Origin of the sequence: Zafaria cholistanensis, assembly GCF_008580665.1 — a bacterium.
GTDB lineage: Bacteria > Actinomycetota > Actinomycetes > Actinomycetales > Micrococcaceae > Zafaria > Zafaria cholistanensis.
In genome coordinates, this window is sequence record NZ_BKDJ01000014.1 from 1 (window position 1) to 17,811 (window position 17,811).

A 17,811-nucleotide genomic window follows, 5' to 3' on the forward strand; every position below is an offset into this window, starting at 1 on the left:
TGCCGGCCGGACCGCGCCCGGCCGGCGGCTGGACCCTGCAGCTGCCTAAACCTTGCCGCAGCCTGGCCCTGCCGCAGCGCCTAGCTGATGGTGATGTCCTTAGTGTCGTGCCGGTAGTGGATCGTGATCGTCCCGCCGCCGTGGTTGAGCTCGTGGTTGGCCCCGTCAAAGCTGCCAAAGGCGCCGTAGTTCTCCGCCCAGGACCGGTTTACCGCGATCTTGAAGCTGTAGGTGCCGGCCGGCAGGTCCACGGTGCGGACCCAGCTGAGCGTCGGGGCGTGGAACTCCATCTGCACCTCGTCCAGTTCGGGGGCCCAGTCGGCCGCGCCACCCAGCAGTGCGGCGAAGTCGCCGGCAATCGCCACGGACTCCGGCTGCCCGGAGCGGTCCTCGGATGCCTCCGGCTCGGATGCCTCCGGCTCGGCTGTTTCCTGCTCCGCTGCGGGCTCGCCGGCAGCCTCCGGCTCGGCCGCGGGTTCGCCGGCCGCCTCGGGCCCGGCTGTTTCCGGCTCAGCTGCGGGCCCGGCAGCCTGCGGCTCCGCTTCCACGGGGGCCGGGAGCTCGATGTCGGCCGGCACCGGGGTACCCGCCGCCAGCGCCGCGCCCAGTTCCTCGGCGGTGGGGAATGCCACCAGGGCGCGCAGCCCCTCCTCGGTGATTGCCCAGCCGCCGCGGCCCTTGACCATCCACCCGGCCTTGACCAGCTTTGCGGTCGCGGTGGTGAGCGCCTTGTACCCGCGCGGAACGCCGCCGGAAAGCAGGTGCGCTTCCTGTTCGTCGAAGGGGTGCGCCGCCACGGCCATGGACAGCACCGTCCCCGCGTTCGCGTTGCCCCCGTCCTGGTCCGCCGCGGCCAGCCCGTCGAGAACCGCTTTCAGCCGTGCCTCGAGTTTCGAGTCCTTCGCCATACCATCCCCTTTTCACAGAACAACACAGGGCACGCTCCCTGAACGGACCCGGAACCTAGCCTGCCTCAGCAAGGTTTCGATTGGAAGTCGGGAATGTATAAAAAGAACGACGGCGGCAGGTGTACCTTCCCGTGGGGAGGATCCTGCCGCCGTCGTGCTATAAGGGGGCACGGGGCAGGCCCTTTCGCGCCGACTTCGTCGCCACGAAAGGGACCCGGCTGCCCCGGGCTGGCCGGGCCTTAGAGGTTGGACGGCTCTTCGTGCTCCGGGTAGACCTCGCGCAGCAGGTGCGCGGTCTCGGACGGGGTCTTGCCGACCTTCACGCCCGCGGCCTCAAGGGCCTCCTTCTTGGCCTGCGCGGTGCCGGAAGATCCGGAGACGATGGCGCCGGCGTGGCCCATGGTCTTGCCCTCCGGGGCGGTGAAGCCGGCCACGTAGCCGACGACCGGCTTGGTGACGTTGTTCTTGATGAACTCGGCCGCGCGCTCCTCGGCGTCGCCGCCGATTTCGCCGATCATGACGATCGCCTTGGTGTCCGGGTCCGCCTCGAACGCAGCCAGGGCGTCGATGTGGGTGGTACCGATGATCGGGTCACCACCGATGCCGATGGCGGTGGAGAAGCCCAGGTCACGCAGTTCGTACATCATCTGGTAGGTCAGGGTGCCGGACTTGGAGACCAGGCCCACGCCGCCCTTGCCGGTGATGTTGGCCGGGGTGATGCCGACCAGGGACTCGCCCGGGGTGATGATGCCGGGGCAGTTCGGGCCGATGATGCGGGTGACCTGCTTGCCTTCGGCGTCCACCTTGGACTGGGCCAGGGCCCAGAACTCGGCGGCGTCCTGCACCGGAACGCCCTCGGTGATGACCACGACGAGGCCGATCCCGGCCTCGATGGCCTCCACCACGGCGTCCTTGGTGAATGCCGGCGGCACGAAGACGATCGAGACGTCCGCGCCGGTCTCCGCCATGGCTTCCTCGACGGAGCCGAAGACCGGCAGGGTCTTGGCGCCGTGGGTGACGGTGGTGCCGGCCTTGCGGGCGTTCACGCCGCCCACGATGTTGGTGCCCGCGTGCAGCATGCGCGCGGTGTGCTTGGAGCCTTCGCCGCCGGTGATGCCCTGGACGATGACCTTGGAATCCTTGTTGATAAAGATAGACATGTTATTTTTCCCCTGAATCCTTAGGCGTTCGCCAGCTCGGCGGCCTTGTCGGCGCCCTCGTCCATGCCCAGCGCCAGGGTCACCAGCGGGTGGTTGGCCTTGGCCAGGATGTGGCGGCCCTCTTCGACGTTGTTGCCGTCCAGGCGCACGACGAGCGGCTTGGTGGCCTTGTCGCCCAGGATCTCCAGGGCCTGCACGATGCCGTTGGCGACGGCGTCGCACGCGGTGATGCCGCCGAAGACGTTCACGAACACGGACTTGACCTGGGAGTCGTTCAGGATGATGTCCAGGCCGTTGGCCATGACCTCGGCGGACGCGCCGCCGCCGATGTCCAGGAAGTTGGCCGGCTTCACGCCGCCGTGGTTTTCGCCAGCGTAAGCGACGACGTCCAGCGTGGACATGACCAGGCCTGCGCCGTTGCCGATGATGCCGACCTCGCCGTCCAGCTTGACGTAGTTCAGGTCCAGTTCCTTGGCGCGCGTCTCGATCGGGTCGGCGGCGGCCTTGTCCTCGAGCGCCGCGTGCCCGGGCTGGCGGAAGCCGGCGTTCTCGTCCAGGGAGACCTTGCCGTCCAGGGCGATGATGTCCCCGGCGCCGGTGCGGACCAGCGGGTTGACCTCGACCAGGGTGGCGTCTTCCTTCTTGAAGACGTCCCAGAGCTTGACGATGGTGTCGGCGACCTTCGGGGCCAGCTCGGCGGAGAAGCCGGCCGCCGCGACGATTTCCTCGGCCTTGGCCTGGTCAATGCCCACCAGCGGGTTGATGGCGACCTTGGCGAGGGCCTCGGGGCGCTCGACGGCGAGCTGCTCGATTTCCATGCCGCCCTCGACGGAGCACATGGCCAGGTAGTTGCGGTTCGCGCGGTCCAGCAGCACGGAGAAGTAGAACTCCTCGGCGATGTCGGCGCCCTGGGCGATCATGACCTTGTTGACGGTGTGGCCCTTGATGTCCATGCCAAGGATGGCGGAGGCGTGCTCGAAGGCTTCGTCCGCGTTCTTGGCAACCTTCACGCCACCGGCCTTGCCGCGGCCGCCGACCTTGACCTGCGCCTTGACCACAACGACGCCGCCGATCTTCTCGGCTGCGAGCTTGGCTTCTTCCGGGGTGTACGCCACGATGCCGGCAAGCACGGGAACGCCGTGTGCCTCAAACAGATCGCGCGCCTGGTACTCATACAGGTCCACGTGCTTGTGTCCTTCTACGTCGAAGTAGTTCTTGACTGCGGAGGGCACCGACGGGGTAGCCGGCCACTCCATGGGGAACTTTAGCCCCTAGGCGCGGGGCGCCCCATTCAGAGTATCCCTTTAGTGATGAAGCGCACAGTTCTACAAAAGGTAGAGACTTAACCTTGAAAATCCGCGTAAAACCGCGGAAGTTCGGGACGGGGAATCCCTGCCGCCGGCTGGTTCCGGCCGCTGACGGGCCGGCGGGCCAGCCCAGCTGGGGCCCGTCGGGCTAGGCCAGCTTGGTCAGCGGTGCGTAACGCAGCAGCAGGCGCTTTTCCGCATCCCCAAACTTCACCTTGGCCACGGTCTTGTCTCCGGTACCCTCAAGCGCCAGCACCACGCCGTTGCCAAAGCTCGCGTGGCCAACCTTGTCACCGACGGAAAGGGCAATGATCTCCTTCTGCGGCTGGACGCGTCCGGCGGCACGGGCGGTCGGGGCGGTGCTCAGCGTCGCCGCCTCCGGGTCGCCGGCACGGCGCCCGCCGGCCCCGGACCCCCAGTGGGAGCCCTTGTCGTAGCGGCTGGTCGCGAAGTCCCGCTGCAGGGAGCCGCCAAACCCGCCCAAGGGGGTGCGGGCGCGGCCCTCGCGCTTCCAGTCGATCAGCGGCGCGGGGATCTCCTCCAGGAACTGGCTTGCCGGGTTGTACTGCGACTGGCCCCACAGGCTGCGGTACTCGGCCCGGGTGACGTAGAGGCGCCGGCGGGCCCGGGTCAGCCCCACATAGGCCAACCGGCGTTCCTCGGCGAGCTCCTTCTCATCCGTCATGGATCGCTGGTGCGGGAAGATCCCGTGCTCCATGCCGGTCAGGAACACCACCGGGAACTCCAGTCCCTTGGCGGTGTGCAGGGTCATCAGGGTGACCACTCCCTCCCGCCGGGCCATCTCCGCACCCTCCTCGTCGGTGGGGGAAGCGGGGATCTGGTCGGCGTCGGCCACCAGGGAAACCTGCTCCAGGAAGTCGGACAGGGACCCCTCCGGGTTGTCGCGCTCATAGTCGCGCACCACCGCGACCAGCTCCGCGAGGTTCTCCACCCGGGACTCGTCCTGCGGGTCCTCGCTCTTGCGCAACATCTCCAGGTAACCGGTCTGCTCCAGCACGGCCTCCAGCGAGGCCGCGGCGCCGGAGCCTTCGGCAACGACGGCCAGGTCGTCGATGATCTTCACGAAGGCGGCGATGGCATTGAGGCTGCGGGTCGCCAGCCCGGGGGCGTCCCCGGCGCGGCGCAGGGCGGCCATGAAGCTGCTGCGGTCGCGTTCGGCGAGCGCGGCCACAGCGTACTCGGCGCGCTCTCCGATACCCCGCTTGGGTTCGTTGAGGATGCGGCGCACGTTGATGTCATCGTCCGGGTTAACCAGCACGCGCAGGTAGGCCAGCGCGTCCTTGATCTCCTTGCGGTCGTAGAAGCGCGTGCCGCCAACAACCTTGTACTTCAGGTCCACCCGCATTAACTGCTCCTCGAGGGAACGGGACTGGGCGTTGGTGCGGTAGAAGACGGCGACGTCGCCGGGGCGGATGCCCTCCTCGTCATTGAGCCGCAGGATCTCGTCGGCGATCCAGCGGGCCTCGTCCTGCTCGGATTCGCCGACGTAGCCCACGATCCCCGCCCCGTCCCCCTCCGCGGTCCACAACCGCTTCTCCGGCCGGTCCGGGTTGCGGGAGATCACCGCGTTAGCCGCGGACAGGATGTTCTGGGTGGAACGGTAGTTCTGCTCCAGCTTGATGGTCCGGGCGTCCGGGTAGTCCTTGGCGAACTCCACGATGTTGCGGATGTCGGCTCCGCGGAAGGCGTAGATGGACTGGTCGGAGTCGCCCACCACGGTCAGTTCGCCCGGCGGGGTCTGCCCCTCGGGGCCGGTAAGCTCGCGCACCAGGGCGTATTGGGCGTGGTTGGTGTCCTGGTACTCATCCACCAGCACGTGGCGGAACCGCCGCCGGTAGGAGTCGGCGACCGCGGGAAAGGCGCGGAAGATGTGCACCACCTGGGCAATCAGGTCGTCGAAGTCCATGGCGTTGGCCTGGCGCAGCCGCTGCGTGTACCCGCGGTAGACCGCCGCCACGGCCGAGGAGAACGGGTCGTTTCCGGACACGGTCGAGGCAAAGTCCTCGTCGTCGACCAGCTCGTTCTTCAGCGCCGAGATCTTGTGCTGCATGGCCTTGGGGCTGAACCGCTTCGGGTCCAGGTCCAGCCCCTTGGCCACCAGGGTGATCAGCCGCAGGGAGTCGGCGGAGTCGTAAATGGAGAAGTTCGACTTCAGGCCGACGGCGGGCGCCTCGCGGCGCAGGATTTTCACGCAGGAGGAGTGGAAGGTGGAGATCCACATGCGGTCGGCGGCATCCCCCACCAGCGCTCCAATGCGTTCGCGCATCTCGGCGGCGGCCTTGTTGGTGAACGTGATCGCGAGGATCTCATGCGGGCGGGCCCTGCCGGTGGCCAGCAGGTAGGCGATCCGGTGGGACAGCACCCGGGTCTTGCCGGAGCCGGCGCCGGCGACGATCAGCAGGGGCGACCCCGCATGCCTGACCGCCTCTTCCTGCTGCGGGTTCAGCCCCTCCAGCAGCGCGGCGGCATCGGGCAGCGCGGGACGGCGGGCCGGGGCGGTGAAGTCGTCGAAGAGGAAATCCATGGTCCTTCCAGTCTACGGTTCGGCGCCGGTTCCGTTCCGGCCGGGCCGGCCCGCCCGCTAGGATCGACTCCGTGTCCAGGAAGTCCGGCAAGCGCCGCCCCCAGCAGAGCCGGCGTCCGGCGCCGTCCCGTCCGCAGCGGCCCGGGCACCGGCGCGTCCCTGCCCCGGCGCAACAGCCACCCCGGCAGCCCGCGTCGAACCCGGGCCTGATCCTGCTGGCCGGGTTCTGCGCGGCACTTTTGCTGTTCTGGTACTACCACCTGCTGGTGCTGAACCAGCTGACCGGACTTTCCGCCGGCCTCGCGATGCCGGACCAGCTGATCGGCGGCTTCGACGCAGCCCATGTCCAGGCCCTCCGGGCAGCCATGGACGCGGACGCGGCGGGCCAGCTGAACTACGTGCACAAGACCGCCGGCGTGCTGTTCACGCTGTTCCTGGCATCGGCGACGCTGCTGGCGGTCGCCCTGCACGTGCGGCGCCGGGTCCTTCGCTGGGTGCTGTTCGCGGTGCCGCTGGGCTTCGCCGTGGTCCGCCTGTGGGGCCAGGCGGCCATTGATGCGCTGCTGCATCCCGAGGCGGCCGGGTCCCCCGTCGATGCGGGGGACGTTGCGCTGGCCAGCGCCCTCACCGTCGCGGGCTGGGTCCTGCTGTTCGGCACGGTGGCGCTCGCCGCCGCCGTGGTCCTGGCCTCCCTCGCGCGGAGCTTCCGGCGCAAGCACACGGAGGCCGGAATCGACTAGCCGGGCGCTCAGGTTGGATGCACGGGCCTGGCTGTGATTAGTATTGGGGGTCCGCTCACGCGGGCGCGCCCCTGTAGCTCAGTAGGATAGAGCGACCCTCTCCTAAAGGGTAGGCCATCGGTTCGATTCCGGTCAGGGGCACCGTGACCCTGACCGCCGCCATGCTGCCGAAAAGCCGGGCGTGGCCTGCCTGGAAGGCCCGCCTTGCGAAACAGGCGGGCACAAAAGAGGCCGCCGGCCGGAGTGGCGGAGACGGCTCCCTTTAAACATCCCCACTCACTCCGGCACGACGGCCAGGCTTGGCCCTGTCCCCCGACAGCCGAACCGCCGTTCCCCCATCAAACCGGTGGCGGCCCCTGAGACTCGCACGCGACCCCTGATGGGCAGCTCGGATACCGCAGGACCAATACGTATTATCTAAAGCCATTCGAATTAGCAAGTCAATACAATGAACAACTGTTTCGACAAGTGTCTGCTCATGAAGCACTCCGCCCGGTACTTATTGACGGCAAAGCCAATTCCCCGCAGGGGCGCGGATTTCCCGCGCTCTTCCCAGCGCAACAGCAGGACCTAGCTGTAGTTCCCACGGAGGTTGTGAACAGCGTGGCGTGATGTGAACGGGAAGGACCTCCGGTATCGATTTGGGTTACCACACTCAAGTTCGACGCACCGGAGGTCCTCTTGTCCTACGTTACCCATGCCAATGCCGCCCTGTCGTTCCAGGGGCGCCTGAAACTGGCCCAGCTCGTCGTCGAGGAGCATTGGCCGGTGCGCCGGGCCGCCGAACGGTTCCAGGTGTCCCCGGCCACGGCCAAGAAGTGGGCCGACCGGTACCGCGCCCATGGACCGGACGGGCTGCTGCATGGGTCCTCGGCACCCAGGACCAGCCCGCGGCGCACCCCGGCCCGGCGCGAGCGGCGGATCCTCGCGCTGCGCTTCACCCGCCGCTGGGGCCCGCACCGGATCGCCGCGCACCTTTGCATGGCCCGCTCCACCGTCTGGAAGGTCCTGACCCGGTACCGGATGCCGCCGCTGGGCTCGCTGGACCGGGCCACCGGGCTGCCCGTGCGCCGTGCGGTACCGCGCCGGTACGAACACGCAGCGCCCGGGGACCTGGTGCACGTGGACATCAAGAAGCAGGGACGGATTCCCAACGGGGGCGGGCACCGGATCCACGGGCGGGCCTCGGCCCAGCACCGCGCGGCCGGGCGGCAAAGGCCCGGCTACGCCTTCCTGCACCACGCGGTCGATGACCACACCCGACTGGCCTATTCCGAAATCCTCGGCGACGAGCGCAAGGACACCGCCGCCGGGTTCTGGCAGCGGGCCCGGGCCTATTTCGCCGGTTTCGGCATCACCATCAAGGCCGTGCTCACCGACAACGGCTCCTGCTACCGCTCCCACGCCTTCAACCAAGCCTTAGGACCTGGCGTGAAGCACCGCTTCACCCGCCCCTACCGGCCCCAAACCAACGGTAAGGTCGAACGCTTCAACCGCTCACTGGCCACCGAGTGGGCCTACGCCCGCCCCTACCGCTCCGAAGCCGAACGAGCCGCCGCCTACGCCCGGTGGCTGCACCACTACAATCATCATCGACCCCACTTCGGCATCGGCGGCCAAACCCCCATCAGTCGCGTTCACAACGTCAATGGGAATTACACCTAGCGCAGCAGCAGGGCGCTGGCCTTGGGGGAAAGCAGCGCGTCCATCACCGCGCAGGCGCCCCCGATGGCGCCCACCTGGTGCCCCAGGTCCGAACTGACCACGCTGATCCCATGCAAGTCCCGGGCGACGAACCCGCCGTTGATGACCTCCGCCACGGTCGCCAGGTGGCGGCCGTCGAGCGCGGCCCACAGCGGTCCCCCGAAAATCACCTCGTCGACGTCCAGGGCGTTGGACAGGCGGCTGGCCACCTGGGCGACCATCCGCGCACCCCCGCGGACCAGGGCCGAGGCTTCACCGTTGCCGCCCAAGGCCAGTTCCACGAGGCGGTTCATGCCGGCGGCGCGGCCGGCGACCGTGGCCTCCAGCTCCTCCGGCAGGTCGATCCCGCGGCGGCGGGCCGACGCGGCCACCCGGGCGAAGGAGAAGGCGACGGCCAGGCAATCCAGCCTCCCGCATTCCCTGCACGGCTCCGCGCCCTCCTCGACGAAATCCATCCCGACCGAGAAGTGCCCCACCTCGCCGGCATTGTTGCTGACCCCGCGCAGCACCTCCCCGTTGACCACGATGCCCGCCCCGATGCCCGCCCCCAGATACATGAACACGAAGTTCTCGCGCCCGCGCTCGGGGCCCTTCCACAGTTCCGCGAGGGCCGCCGCGATCGTGTCCTTCTCGAGGAGGACGTCCATGTCCAGGCGCCTGCGCAGCGGTTCAACGATCTCCACGTAGTTCCAGCCGTCCAAAAGCGGCGGGGCGGCCAGGAAACCGCGCTCCCGGTCCATCGGCCCGGGGGCCACGACCCCCACGCCGAGGATGCGCCCGCGGGGCCGCCCGGACGCCTCGATGAGTTCCTCCACGGCACTGGCCATCGCCTCAAGGGCGCGTTCCGGGTCCTCAAGGGAGGGCTCGTCCACGCGCTTGGAGACTACGACTTCCCCGCGCAGGTCCAGCATGACCACGCTCACCATCCCCGGGTCCACGTGGACGCCGAGGCTCAGCAGGCGGTCGGCCTCCAGTTCCAGGACCGTGCGCGGCTTGCCGGGCCCCAGCACGACCGTGCGGTCCTCGCGGACCAGCCCCTCGTCAAGCAGGCGGCGCACCACGTTGGAGATGGTCTGCGGGGACAGCCCCGTCGACTCCGCGAGTTCAACCCGGCTGACCCCGCCTGCGGCGCGGCGAATGGATTCGAAAATCACCGCCTGGTTGAAATCCCCGAGCCGGCCTAGGTTGGTGCCCCGCTGCATGCTGTCTCCAAAACGTTGTCGATTGCTTGTAAAGCTATCAGGTCCGCACGCTTCCCGGAGCCATCCCGCGTACCGGAAATTTCCCGGACAGCCCATGGTTGAGGAGGTTCACGAAGTTCGTCAAGTGCCCGACAGGTGACGGATTGGTAGGGTGGGCCCATGCCTTCGATCCTCACGGTGTCCGCCGTCCGCCTGCTGGACCCGGACGGCCGCATCCTGCTGGTCCGCAAGCGCGGAACCACCGTGTTCATGCAGCCCGGCGGCAAACCCGAGCCCGGCGAGTCACCCGCGGACGCGGCCAGCCGCGAACTGGAGGAGGAGCTCGGCCTGCGGGTTCCCGCCGCGGATCTGGAGCCGCTGGGGACATGGACCGGACCGGCGGCCAACGAGGCGGACACGCTCATCGACGCCCACCTGTTCGGCGCCCCGCTGCGCGGCGAACCCAAGGTGGCCGCCGAGCTGGAGGAAATGCTCTGGGAGGACCCGGCGGCGGCGCTGGCCCGTACGGACATCGCCCCGCTGCTGCGCGAGCACGTGCTGCCCGAACTGCTGGGCACTCAGGCAGCCCCACGCCGGGCAGCCCTACCGCCGGGGGCAGCCAGACGCCCGGCAGCCAGCCCCTAGGCGGCTGTCCCGCTCGGGTCGGCGAACTGGGTCCGGTACAGCTGGGCGTAGCGGCCGCCCGCGGCGAGCAGTCCCGCGTGGGTGCCGCGTTCGGCGATCCGCCCCTCCTCGACCACCAGAATTGCGTCCGCCGAGCGGATGGTGGAGAGCCGGTGGGCGATGACGACGGCGGTGCGTCCGGCAAGCGCCTCCGCCAGGGCCGCCTGGACCTCGGCTTCGCTGGTCGAGTCCAGGGCGGCGGTGGCTTCGTCGAGGATGACCACGCGCGGGGAGGCCAGCAGCAGCCGGGCAATGGTCATGCGCTGGCGTTCGCCGCCGGAGAGCCGGTAGCCGCGCTCTCCCACCATGGTGTCCAGCCCCTCCGGCAGGGAACGCACCAGCGCCTCCAGCCGGGCCCGCCGCAGGGCGTCCCAGAGGCGGTCCTCGTCCGCGGAGGGGTCCGCCAGCAGCAGGTTGGCACGGATGCTCTCGTGGAAAAGGTGCCCGTCCTGGGTGACCATCCCGACGGTGGATCGCAGCGAAGCGAAGGACACCGAGCGCACGTCCGTGCCGGCCAGTTCCACGGCGCCGGAGTCGACGTCGTACAGGCGCGCCAGCAGTTGGGCGATGGTGGATTTGCCCGCGCCCGAGGAGCCCACGAGGGCCACCGTCTGCCCGGGCGCGACCTCGAAGTCGATCCCGTGCAGGACCTGCTGCCCGCCCCGGCCATCCAGCATCGCGACCTCCTCGAGCGAGGCCAGCGATACCCTGTCCGCGCTCGGGTAGCTGAAGTCCACGTCGCGGAAGCGTACGCCCACCGGGCCTGGCGGCACCGCGACGGCGTCCTCCTTTTCGCGGATGAGCGGAACCAGGTCCAGGACCTCGAAGACGCGGTCGAAGCTCACCAGTGCGCTCATGATCTCCACCCGGGCGTTGGCCAGCCCGGTCAGCGGCGCGTACAGGCGGGTCAGCAGCAGGGCCAGCACGACGACGTCGCCGGGGGCCAACTGCCCGCGCAGCGCGTAGACGCCTCCGAGCCCGTACACCAGGGCCAGCGCCAGGGCGGCGACCAGGGTCAGCGCCGTCACGAAAAAGAACTGCCGCATTGCGGTCTTGACGCCAATGTCACGCACGCGGGCGGCGCGCACCGCGAATTCGGCAGACTCCGCCTCCGGGCGGCCGAACAGCTTCACCAGGGTGGCTCCGGGGGCGGAGAACCGCTCGGTCATCTGGGTGCTCATCGCCGCGTTGTGGTTGGCCGCCTCGCGCCGCAGCGTGGCGAGGGTGGCCCCCATGCGGCGGGCCGGAATGAGGAAGACCGGCAGCATCACCAGCGCCAGCACGGTCACCTGCCACGAGGTGCCGAGCATGACCACCAGCGTCAGGGCCAGCGCGACCACGTTGCTCACCACCCCGGACAGGGTTCCGGCAAAGGCGGCCTGGGCGCCGATGACGTCATTATTCAGCCTGCTGACCAGCGCGCCGGTCCGGGTCCGGGTAAAGAATGCGACCGGCATCCTCTGCACGTGGTCGAAGACCGCGGTGCGCAGGTCGTAGATGATGCCCTCCCCCAGGTTGGACGAGAGCCAGCGGATCACCACGGAAACGGCAGCGTCCACGACCGCGACCAGCGCAATCAGCAGGGCCAGGGCGATGACCGTGGATTCGGGGGAACCGGCGACGATCGCGTCGACCACCCGCCCGGCCAGGACCGGGGTGGCCACGGCCAGCACTGCGGAGACGATTGAGACGGCAATGAACGCGGCCAGCCGCCCGCGGTAGCGCTGCGCGAAGGCGACCACGCGCTTCACCGTGCCCGGGGCGAACGCCCGGCCCTTGTTGGTCATCGACATCCGCCACAGCGAATCCCAGGCGGCCCGTTCCATGCTCATGTTCGTTCCTGTTCCCCGCACCGACCGGTGGGCCATATCCCGCCGGGCCCTTGCAACCGTATCCAGCGCACGAGTCTACTCCCGCCGGGGCCGCCGGGACTGCCGTCCAGGCTGGCGCCCGGGCGGACAGCGGGTGCCGCGGTTCAGCCCCTGCAGCGTGCGTCGGCGCGTTCGACGGCGGCGGCCACCTCCGCGGGCGCCTCCAGTGGCGGGGTGTGGCCGACGCCGGGAAGCAGCTTGAAGCACGCCGCGGGGAACAGTTGCGTCCAGGCGCGCGAATCCACCGGGCGGCGCTTGGGGTCCCGCTCCCCGTGGAGCAGTTCCACCGGCAAACCCTCCAGCGGCGGGCGGCGCAGGAAATCCTCGCTGGCCTGGCTCTCCAAGACGCTCAGGGCCGGGCCTGCGCCGACCTCGCGGCTGAACCCGACCATTTCCCGGATCCAGGCCTCGCGCTGGGCCGCGTCCCCGGAGGAGACGTTCAACTCGGCGTACCGGCGCCAGTCAGCGTCTGAGCTGGCGCCCCGCAGGCCCTCCAGCATGGGCCCGATCGAGGCATGGGACGCCATGTTCGGCCCCCCGTCGACCAGAACCAGCGCCCCGACCCGGGCCGGGTGCAGCACGGCGGCCATGGCCGCGATCGCGGCCCCGGTGGAATGCCCCACCAGGATCGCGGGCGGCCCTTCGCCGGTGAGCGCCGCCACGTGGTCGGCCACCCGGACCAGCGTGGGTTCGGGCACCTCCCGCATCCATTCGACCGGCACCGGGCGGAAGTTCCCCGTGCGTTCCAGGAGGGGGACCACGGCGTCGAACACCGAGGCGGGAACCAGGGTCCCCGGCAGTAGCAGGACCGGTCGCATCGGGCGGCTCCTTTGTGGTGCGGGTGGCGGTGCTGGTGGATGGTCCCGTCCGGCCGGGGTACCGCGCCGGACCGGCGCGGTACCCCGGCCGGGGCGGGACTCAGCTGGGCGGGAACTCCGCGGTGGCCCGCAGCGGCTGCTCCCGTTCGTCGAAGGCCGGGTCCGGTTCCCCGGTGTGCGGGACGAACCGCACCATCATGGCCTTGTACCCGGGGGTGTTGGATTCGCGGGCGACCAGTTCGCGGTGGACCAGCGCGTTGGCCTCCGGGAAGTAGGCCGCCGCGCAGCCGCGCGCGGTGGGGTAGGCGACCAGCCGGAAGCGGTTGGCGCGCCGTTCGGAGCCCTGGAAGGTGGAGATCACGTCGACCAGGTCGCGGTCCTGCAGGCCAAGCTCCTCCAGGTCCTCCGGGTTGACCAGGACCACGCGGCGGCCGTGGGAGATGCCGCGGTAGCGGTCGTCCAGGCCGTAGAACGTGGTGTTGTACTGGTCGTGGCTGCGCATCGTCTGCAGGATCAGGTGTCCTGCGGGGGCGCTGAGGTACTCCAGGGGCCTGACCGAGAACCGGGCGCGCCCGATGTCCGTGCCGAAGGTGCGGGTGTCCCGCGGCGGGTTGGGAAGCACGAACCCGTTGCGCTGGCGCACCCGGCGGTTGAAATCCTCGAAGCCGGGCAGCACGCGCGAAATGTGGTCGCGGACGACGTCGTAGTCCTCGGCCATCGCCCGCCAGTCGACGGGATGCCCGGGCCCCAGGACCGCTTCCGCCATCCGGGCCACGATCACCGGTTCGGCAAGCAGGTGGTCGGACACCGGCGCCAGGCGGCCCTGGGTGGTGTGGACCACGGACATCGAGTCCTCGACGGAGAGGAACTGCGGTCCGCCCGGGTGCTTGTCGTCCCGGTCGGTGCGCCCCAGCGTGGGCAGGATGAGCGAGGTGCGACCGTGCACCACATGCGAGCGGTTGGGTTTGGTGGAGATGTGCACGGTCAGCCCCACGCGCTCCATTCCGGCCTCGACCACCGCGGTGTCGGAGGAGGCCAGGGAGAAGTTCCCGCCCATGGAGACGAACACGTCCACGGCGTCGCGTTCGAAGGCCTCAAGCGTTTCCACCGCGTCGTAGCCGTGCGCGCGCGGGCTGTGGATGCCAAACTCCGCATCGATCGCGGCCAGCAGGTCCTCGGTCGGCTTTTCCCAAATGCCCATGGTGCGGTCGCCCTGGACGTTGGAGTGGCCCCGGACCGGGCAGGCGCCGGCACCGGGCTTGCCGAAGTTGCCCTGCAGCAGCAGGACGTTGATGATCTCGCGCAGCGTGTCCACCGAGTGCGGCTGCTGGGTCACCCCCAGGGCCCAGCAAATGATGGTGGCCTTGGACTTGGCGAGCAGCTGCGCGATCGAGGCGATTTCCAGCCGGGAGAGCCCCGTGGCCTCCTCGGTCCGCGCCCAGTCGATCGTTGCGCGGGCGGAACGGTAGGCCTCGAACCCGTCGGTCTGGGCCTCGACGAACGCCCGGTCCACGATCGTGCCCGGGGCGCGTTCCTCCTCCTCGAGCAGCAGGTGCCCGAAGGCCTGGAACAGGGCCAGATCGCCGCCGACCTTGATTTGCAGGAACTCATCGGCAATCTGGTCGCCGCTGCCCACCACCCCGTTCACCGACTGCGGGTCCTTGAACGCCAGCAGGCCGGCTTCCGGCAGCGGGTTCACCGCCACGACCTTCGCCCCGTGCTTGCGCGCATCGGCCAGCGCCGAGAGCATCCGCGGGTGGTTGGTTCCCGGGTTCTGCCCGACGACGAAGATCAGCTCGGCGTGCTCGAAGTCCTCCAGGGACACCGTGCCCTTGCCGATGCCGATGGTGGGCCGCAGTGCCGAACCTGACGATTCGTGGCACATGTTGGAGCAGTCCGGCAGGTTGTTGGTACCCAGCGAGCGCGCGAACAGCTGGTACATGAAGGCGGTCTCGTTGGCGGTGCGTCCCGAGGTGTAAAAGACGCAGCGGTCCGGGGTGGTGGCCCGCATGTGGTCTGCGATGGTGCCGAACGCCTCGCTCCAGCTGATCCGCCGGTAGCGGTCCTCCCCCGGCCGCAGGATGACCGGCTCGGTGATCCTGCCCTGGTTGCCCAGCCAGTATTCGGTCTTGTTGCGCAGCACCTCGATGGGGTGCTTTTCCCACCATTCCGGGGTGACCGTGCGGGTGGTGCTTTCCTCGGCCAGGGCCTTGGCCCCGTTTTCGCAGAACTCGGCCGGCTTGCGGGCCCCGGTAATCGACTCGGGCCAGGCGCAGCCCGGGCAGTCCACGCCTCCGCGCTGGTTGACCCTCAGCATGGACCGCACCGTGCGGGAGACGCCCGCCTGCGCGATCCCGCGCTCCAGGGCCACCATCACCGCCTTCACCCCGGCCGCCGAGGTCTTGGGCTTGCCGACCCGGAGGTCCTCCTCGTTGATGTCCTCCACTGGTGCGAGGCGGTTCATGCGGTCTCCTGTTCGTGCTTCGAATGCGGGGTGGCGTCCAATGCGGCCTGCCCGCGGGCGGGCTGCCTTGATGCTTGATGCCGGGGATAGGGGTCTTCAGGTACGGCCGGTGGTGCGGGGGCCGCGGCGGGCGGGCCCGCCGCACCCGCGTCCGAAGCGGCGATGCGCCCAGGGTGGGTGTAGACGTTCACGGTGCTGCCGCGGCTGAAACCCGCCAGCGTCATTCCTGCGCGCTGGGCAAGCTCGACGGCGAGGGAGGAGGGCGCGCTGACCGCGGACAGCACGGGGATCCCGGCCAGCCAGGCCTTCTGGACCAGTTCGAAGGAAGCCCGTCCGGACACTTGGAGCACGGTGTCGGCCAGCGGCAGCCGGCCTTCGCGCAGCGCCCAACCGACCACCTTGTCCACGGCGTTGTGCCGGCCGACGTCTTCGCGCAGGCACAGCAGCTCCCCCTCCGTGGTGAACAGGGCGGCCGCGTGCACGCCCCCGGTCTTGCCGAACAGCGCCTGCCCCGCGCGCAGCGTCTCCGGCAGCCGCAGCAGCACCGGCAGTTCCACCCGTCCGCGTTCCGGGTCCAGGGCGAAGCGGGAAGTCTTCGCCACCGCGTCGATCGAGGCGGTCCCGCAGATCCCGCAGGAACTGGTGGTGTACACGTGCCGGTCCAGCGAGGGGTCCGGCACGGCGGCCCCCGGTCCCAGCTGGGCCTCGACCACGTTGAAGGTCTGCCGCCCGTCCTCGTCCTCCCCGGCGCAAAAGCGCAGGCTGAGCAGGTGTTCTGCGGCGGAGACCACGCCCTCTCCCACCAGGAATCCGCCGACCAGGTCGAAGTCGTCCCCCGGAGTGCGCATCGTGACGCTGAACGGGCGGCCTCCCAGCCGGATTTCCAGCGGCTCCTCCGCCGCCATGGTCTCCTCACGGGTGCGCGGCGCCTCCCCCAGGGAGAAGCGCACCACGCGCTGCCGCCGGGTCAGCCTGCCCATTGCCGCCTCCATCTCCGGTCCAGTTCCCGGTCCGCTGTTTACTGTTTGCCGTGCACCGTGTTGCCGTGCACGGTGTTGGCCTGCACGGTGTTGGCCTGCACGGTGTTAGCCTGCACCCTGCCGCGGCGCGCCTCAGGCGCCGGACCCCTGGCCCGCCGCCCTGTGCGCGCTTCCGCGCGGTGTGTCCCAGATCTCTTCGCCTGACGCTACCACGGGAGGGGAAGCCAGCAGGCGTCCGCACCCTCCCGGAGTCCCTCGGGCGGGATGACCAACAGGGCATCGGCCAGGGCCAGCCCGCGCATCATGGCGCTGCCGACGTGCTCGGCCGGGGCCAGGGCCCGGTCGGCGCCGGAGCCGATCCAGCGCGCGGGCACCAGCCTGTGCCGCCCCGGCAACGGCGGCGCGTCCCCGGCCGCACGGCAGGGCACCGGGGACGACGCCGGTTGCCCCGCGGCCGCCCGCAGCGCCGGTTCCAGCAGGGTCGCCACCGCCACCAGCGCGGCCAGCGGGTTCCCCGGCAGCGCCAGCAGCAGCCTCCCGTCGGGGAAACGCGCCAGCAGGGCGGGGTGCCCGGGGCGCATCGCGATGCCGTCGATCAGGAATTCGGCGCCGAGCGCGCGCGCCGCCGGGCGGACATGGTCCGCCGGCGAGGCCCCGGTCCCGCCGGTGGTGACCAGGATGCGGGCGCGGCGGGCCGCGGTCCCGTCCAGGGCCTCCAGGGTGGCCTCGAGGCTGTCGCCAATCCGCGCGGTGGAGTCCACGGTGCCGCCGAGCCCGGCGACGCAGGCAGGCAGCACGGGGCCGAACGCATCGCGCACCTGCCCGGGCGCCGGTATTCCGGAGGTGACGACCTCGTCGCCGGTGAACACCAGCCGGACAGGGACCGGGGCGGCGACCGGCACCGTGTCGGCGCCGGCGACCGCGGCCACTGCCACGGCCCCGGGCACCAGGCGCGTTCCGCGCGGCAGCAGCAGGTCGCCTTCCCCCGCCTCGGTGCCGGCGGGCCTGATGTCGGTCCCGTCAGGAAGGGCGCTGCCCCCGGTCACGGTCAGCACGTCTTCGGATACCGTGCCACGTTCGCGGCGCAGCACCGCCGTCGTGCCTTGGGGCAGGGCGCCGCCGGTCAGGATCGGCACTGCCTGCCCCGCCGCCAGCGGCGGGGGCTCGCCATGGCCGGCGGGTGTGGCCGGCGGAAGCCTCCACGGGCCGGGGCCGGCCACCGCCCACCCGTCCATGGCGGAGGAGGCGTAGTGCGGCAACGCGTAGCGGGCCCGCAGGTCAGCGGCCAGGACGCGGCCGGCCGCGGCCGGCAGCGGGACGGTCTCGGGGCCGGGCAGGTGCGCCGCCAGGTGCGCGCCGGCTTCCCAGGCCGCGGCCCGGGCCGCAGGCCAGGAAAGGTCGTGTCCGGGGGACCCGTGCAGAAGGCGGCCCGGCTGTGTGGGGTGCACC

At 70.2% G+C, this 17,811-nt stretch carries 13 protein-coding genes and 1 tRNA gene; 4 read left to right on the plus strand and 10 right to left on the minus strand.

What is annotated here, in order from left to right; translation table 11 throughout:
• Positions 1-80: 80 nt before the first annotated feature.
• The 4 genes from NCCP_RS11960 to pcrA form a co-directional block, all read right to left on the minus strand.
• A complete protein-coding gene (locus tag NCCP_RS11960) occupies positions 81-908 on the minus strand; it encodes a pullulanase X25 domain-containing protein (RefSeq protein WP_149957527.1) in 828 nt (275 codons plus the stop codon).
• A 239-nt stretch (positions 909-1,147) separates the two neighbouring features.
• A complete protein-coding gene (sucD, locus tag NCCP_RS11965) occupies positions 1,148-2,068 on the minus strand; it encodes a succinate--CoA ligase subunit alpha (RefSeq protein WP_149957528.1) in 921 nt (306 codons plus the stop codon).
• 20 nt (positions 2,069-2,088) lie between these two features.
• The gene (sucC, locus tag NCCP_RS11970; protein ID WP_149957593.1) at positions 2,089-3,252 is read right to left on the minus strand and encodes an ADP-forming succinate--CoA ligase subunit beta; all 1,164 of its coding nucleotides are present in this window, start codon (positions 3,250-3,252) and stop codon (positions 2,089-2,091) included.
• Positions 3,253-3,523: 271 nt separating this feature from the next.
• On the minus strand, positions 3,524-5,920 hold the full coding sequence (pcrA, locus tag NCCP_RS11975; protein ID WP_149957529.1) for a DNA helicase PcrA: 2,397 nt from the start codon (positions 5,918-5,920) through the stop codon (positions 3,524-3,526).
• A 71-nt stretch (positions 5,921-5,991) separates the two neighbouring features.
• Here pcrA and NCCP_RS11980 point away from each other — a divergent pair, with 71 nt between their 5' ends.
• From NCCP_RS11980 to NCCP_RS11990, 3 genes are all read left to right on the plus strand, one after another.
• Positions 5,992-6,660: a hypothetical protein gene (locus NCCP_RS11980; protein ID WP_149957530.1), complete on the plus strand. Its 669-nt coding sequence runs from the start codon at positions 5,992-5,994 to the stop codon at positions 6,658-6,660.
• Between the two features lie 67 nt (positions 6,661-6,727).
• A tRNA-Arg gene (locus tag NCCP_RS11985) sits at positions 6,728-6,801 on the plus strand.
• A 540-nt stretch (positions 6,802-7,341) separates the two neighbouring features.
• A complete protein-coding gene (locus NCCP_RS11990) occupies positions 7,342-8,325 on the plus strand; it encodes an IS481 family transposase (protein ID WP_149957531.1) in 984 nt (327 codons plus the stop codon).
• Here the strand turns inward: NCCP_RS11990 and NCCP_RS11995 are convergent.
• Positions 8,322-9,566: an ROK family transcriptional regulator gene (locus NCCP_RS11995; protein ID WP_149957532.1), complete on the minus strand. Its 1,245-nt coding sequence runs from the start codon at positions 9,564-9,566 to the stop codon at positions 8,322-8,324. The two genes, NCCP_RS11990 and NCCP_RS11995, sit on opposite strands and share 4 nt — an antisense overlap.
• A 159-nt stretch (positions 9,567-9,725) precedes the next feature.
• On the opposite strand from NCCP_RS11995, the gene NCCP_RS12000 reads away from it, so the two are divergent.
• Complete coding sequence (locus NCCP_RS12000; RefSeq protein WP_149957533.1) at positions 9,726-10,190, plus strand: NUDIX hydrolase; 465 nt, start codon at positions 9,726-9,728, stop codon at positions 10,188-10,190.
• On the opposite strand, the gene NCCP_RS12005 is transcribed toward NCCP_RS12000, so the two are convergent.
• From NCCP_RS12005 to NCCP_RS12025, 5 genes are all read right to left on the minus strand, one after another.
• Complete coding sequence (locus NCCP_RS12005; RefSeq protein WP_149957534.1) at positions 10,187-12,061, minus strand: ABC transporter ATP-binding protein; 1,875 nt, start codon at positions 12,059-12,061, stop codon at positions 10,187-10,189. The two genes, NCCP_RS12000 and NCCP_RS12005, sit on opposite strands and share 4 nt — an antisense overlap.
• A gap of 143 nt (positions 12,062-12,204) precedes the next feature.
• Positions 12,205-12,918 carry an alpha/beta fold hydrolase gene (locus NCCP_RS12010; RefSeq protein WP_149957535.1) on the minus strand — a complete coding sequence of 238 codons (714 nt, stop codon included), beginning with the start codon at positions 12,916-12,918 and terminating at the stop codon, positions 12,205-12,207.
• Positions 12,919-13,018: 100 nt separating this feature from the next.
• Positions 13,019-15,382, minus strand: coding sequence for an FdhF/YdeP family oxidoreductase (locus tag NCCP_RS12015; protein ID WP_149957536.1), 2,364 nt, complete (start codon positions 15,380-15,382; stop codon positions 13,019-13,021).
• A complete protein-coding gene (fdhD, locus tag NCCP_RS12020) occupies positions 15,379-16,362 on the minus strand; it encodes a formate dehydrogenase accessory sulfurtransferase FdhD (protein ID WP_149957537.1) in 984 nt (327 codons plus the stop codon). Before fdhD ends, NCCP_RS12015 begins: the two co-directional genes overlap by 4 nt.
• 206 nt (positions 16,363-16,568) lie before the next feature.
• Positions 16,569-17,810, minus strand: a complete 1,242-nt coding sequence (locus NCCP_RS12025) for a molybdopterin molybdotransferase MoeA (RefSeq protein ID WP_225873817.1) — start codon at positions 17,808-17,810, stop codon at positions 16,569-16,571.
• Between the last annotated feature and the right edge of the window lies 1 nt (position 17,811).

What these genes read in the sequence shown, in the direction of transcription:
- NCCP_RS11960 (WP_149957527.1), bottom strand. Translation starts at nt 908, where the DNA reads ATGGCGAAGGACTCGAAACTCGAGGCACGGCTGAAAGCGGTTCTCGAC.
- sucD (WP_149957528.1), bottom strand. Translation starts at nt 2,068, where the DNA reads ATGTCTATCTTTATCAACAAGGATTCCAAGGTCATCGTCCAGGGCATC.
- pcrA (WP_149957529.1), bottom strand. Translation starts at nt 5,920, where the DNA reads ATGGATTTCCTCTTCGACGACTTCACCGCCCCGGCCCGCCGTCCCGCG.
- NCCP_RS11995 (WP_149957532.1), bottom strand. Translation starts at nt 9,566, where the DNA reads ATGCAGCGGGGCACCAACCTAGGCCGGCTCGGGGATTTCAACCAGGCG.
- NCCP_RS12000 (WP_149957533.1), top strand. Translation starts at nt 9,726, where the DNA reads ATGCCTTCGATCCTCACGGTGTCCGCCGTCCGCCTGCTGGACCCGGAC.
- NCCP_RS12005 (WP_149957534.1), bottom strand. Translation starts at nt 12,061, where the DNA reads ATGAGCATGGAACGGGCCGCCTGGGATTCGCTGTGGCGGATGTCGATG.
- NCCP_RS12010 (WP_149957535.1), bottom strand. Translation starts at nt 12,918, where the DNA reads ATGCGACCGGTCCTGCTACTGCCGGGGACCCTGGTTCCCGCCTCGGTG.
- NCCP_RS12015 (WP_149957536.1), bottom strand. Translation starts at nt 15,382, where the DNA reads ATGAACCGCCTCGCACCAGTGGAGGACATCAACGAGGAGGACCTCCGG.
- fdhD (WP_149957537.1), bottom strand. Translation starts at nt 16,362, where the DNA reads ATGGGCAGGCTGACCCGGCGGCAGCGCGTGGTGCGCTTCTCCCTGGGG.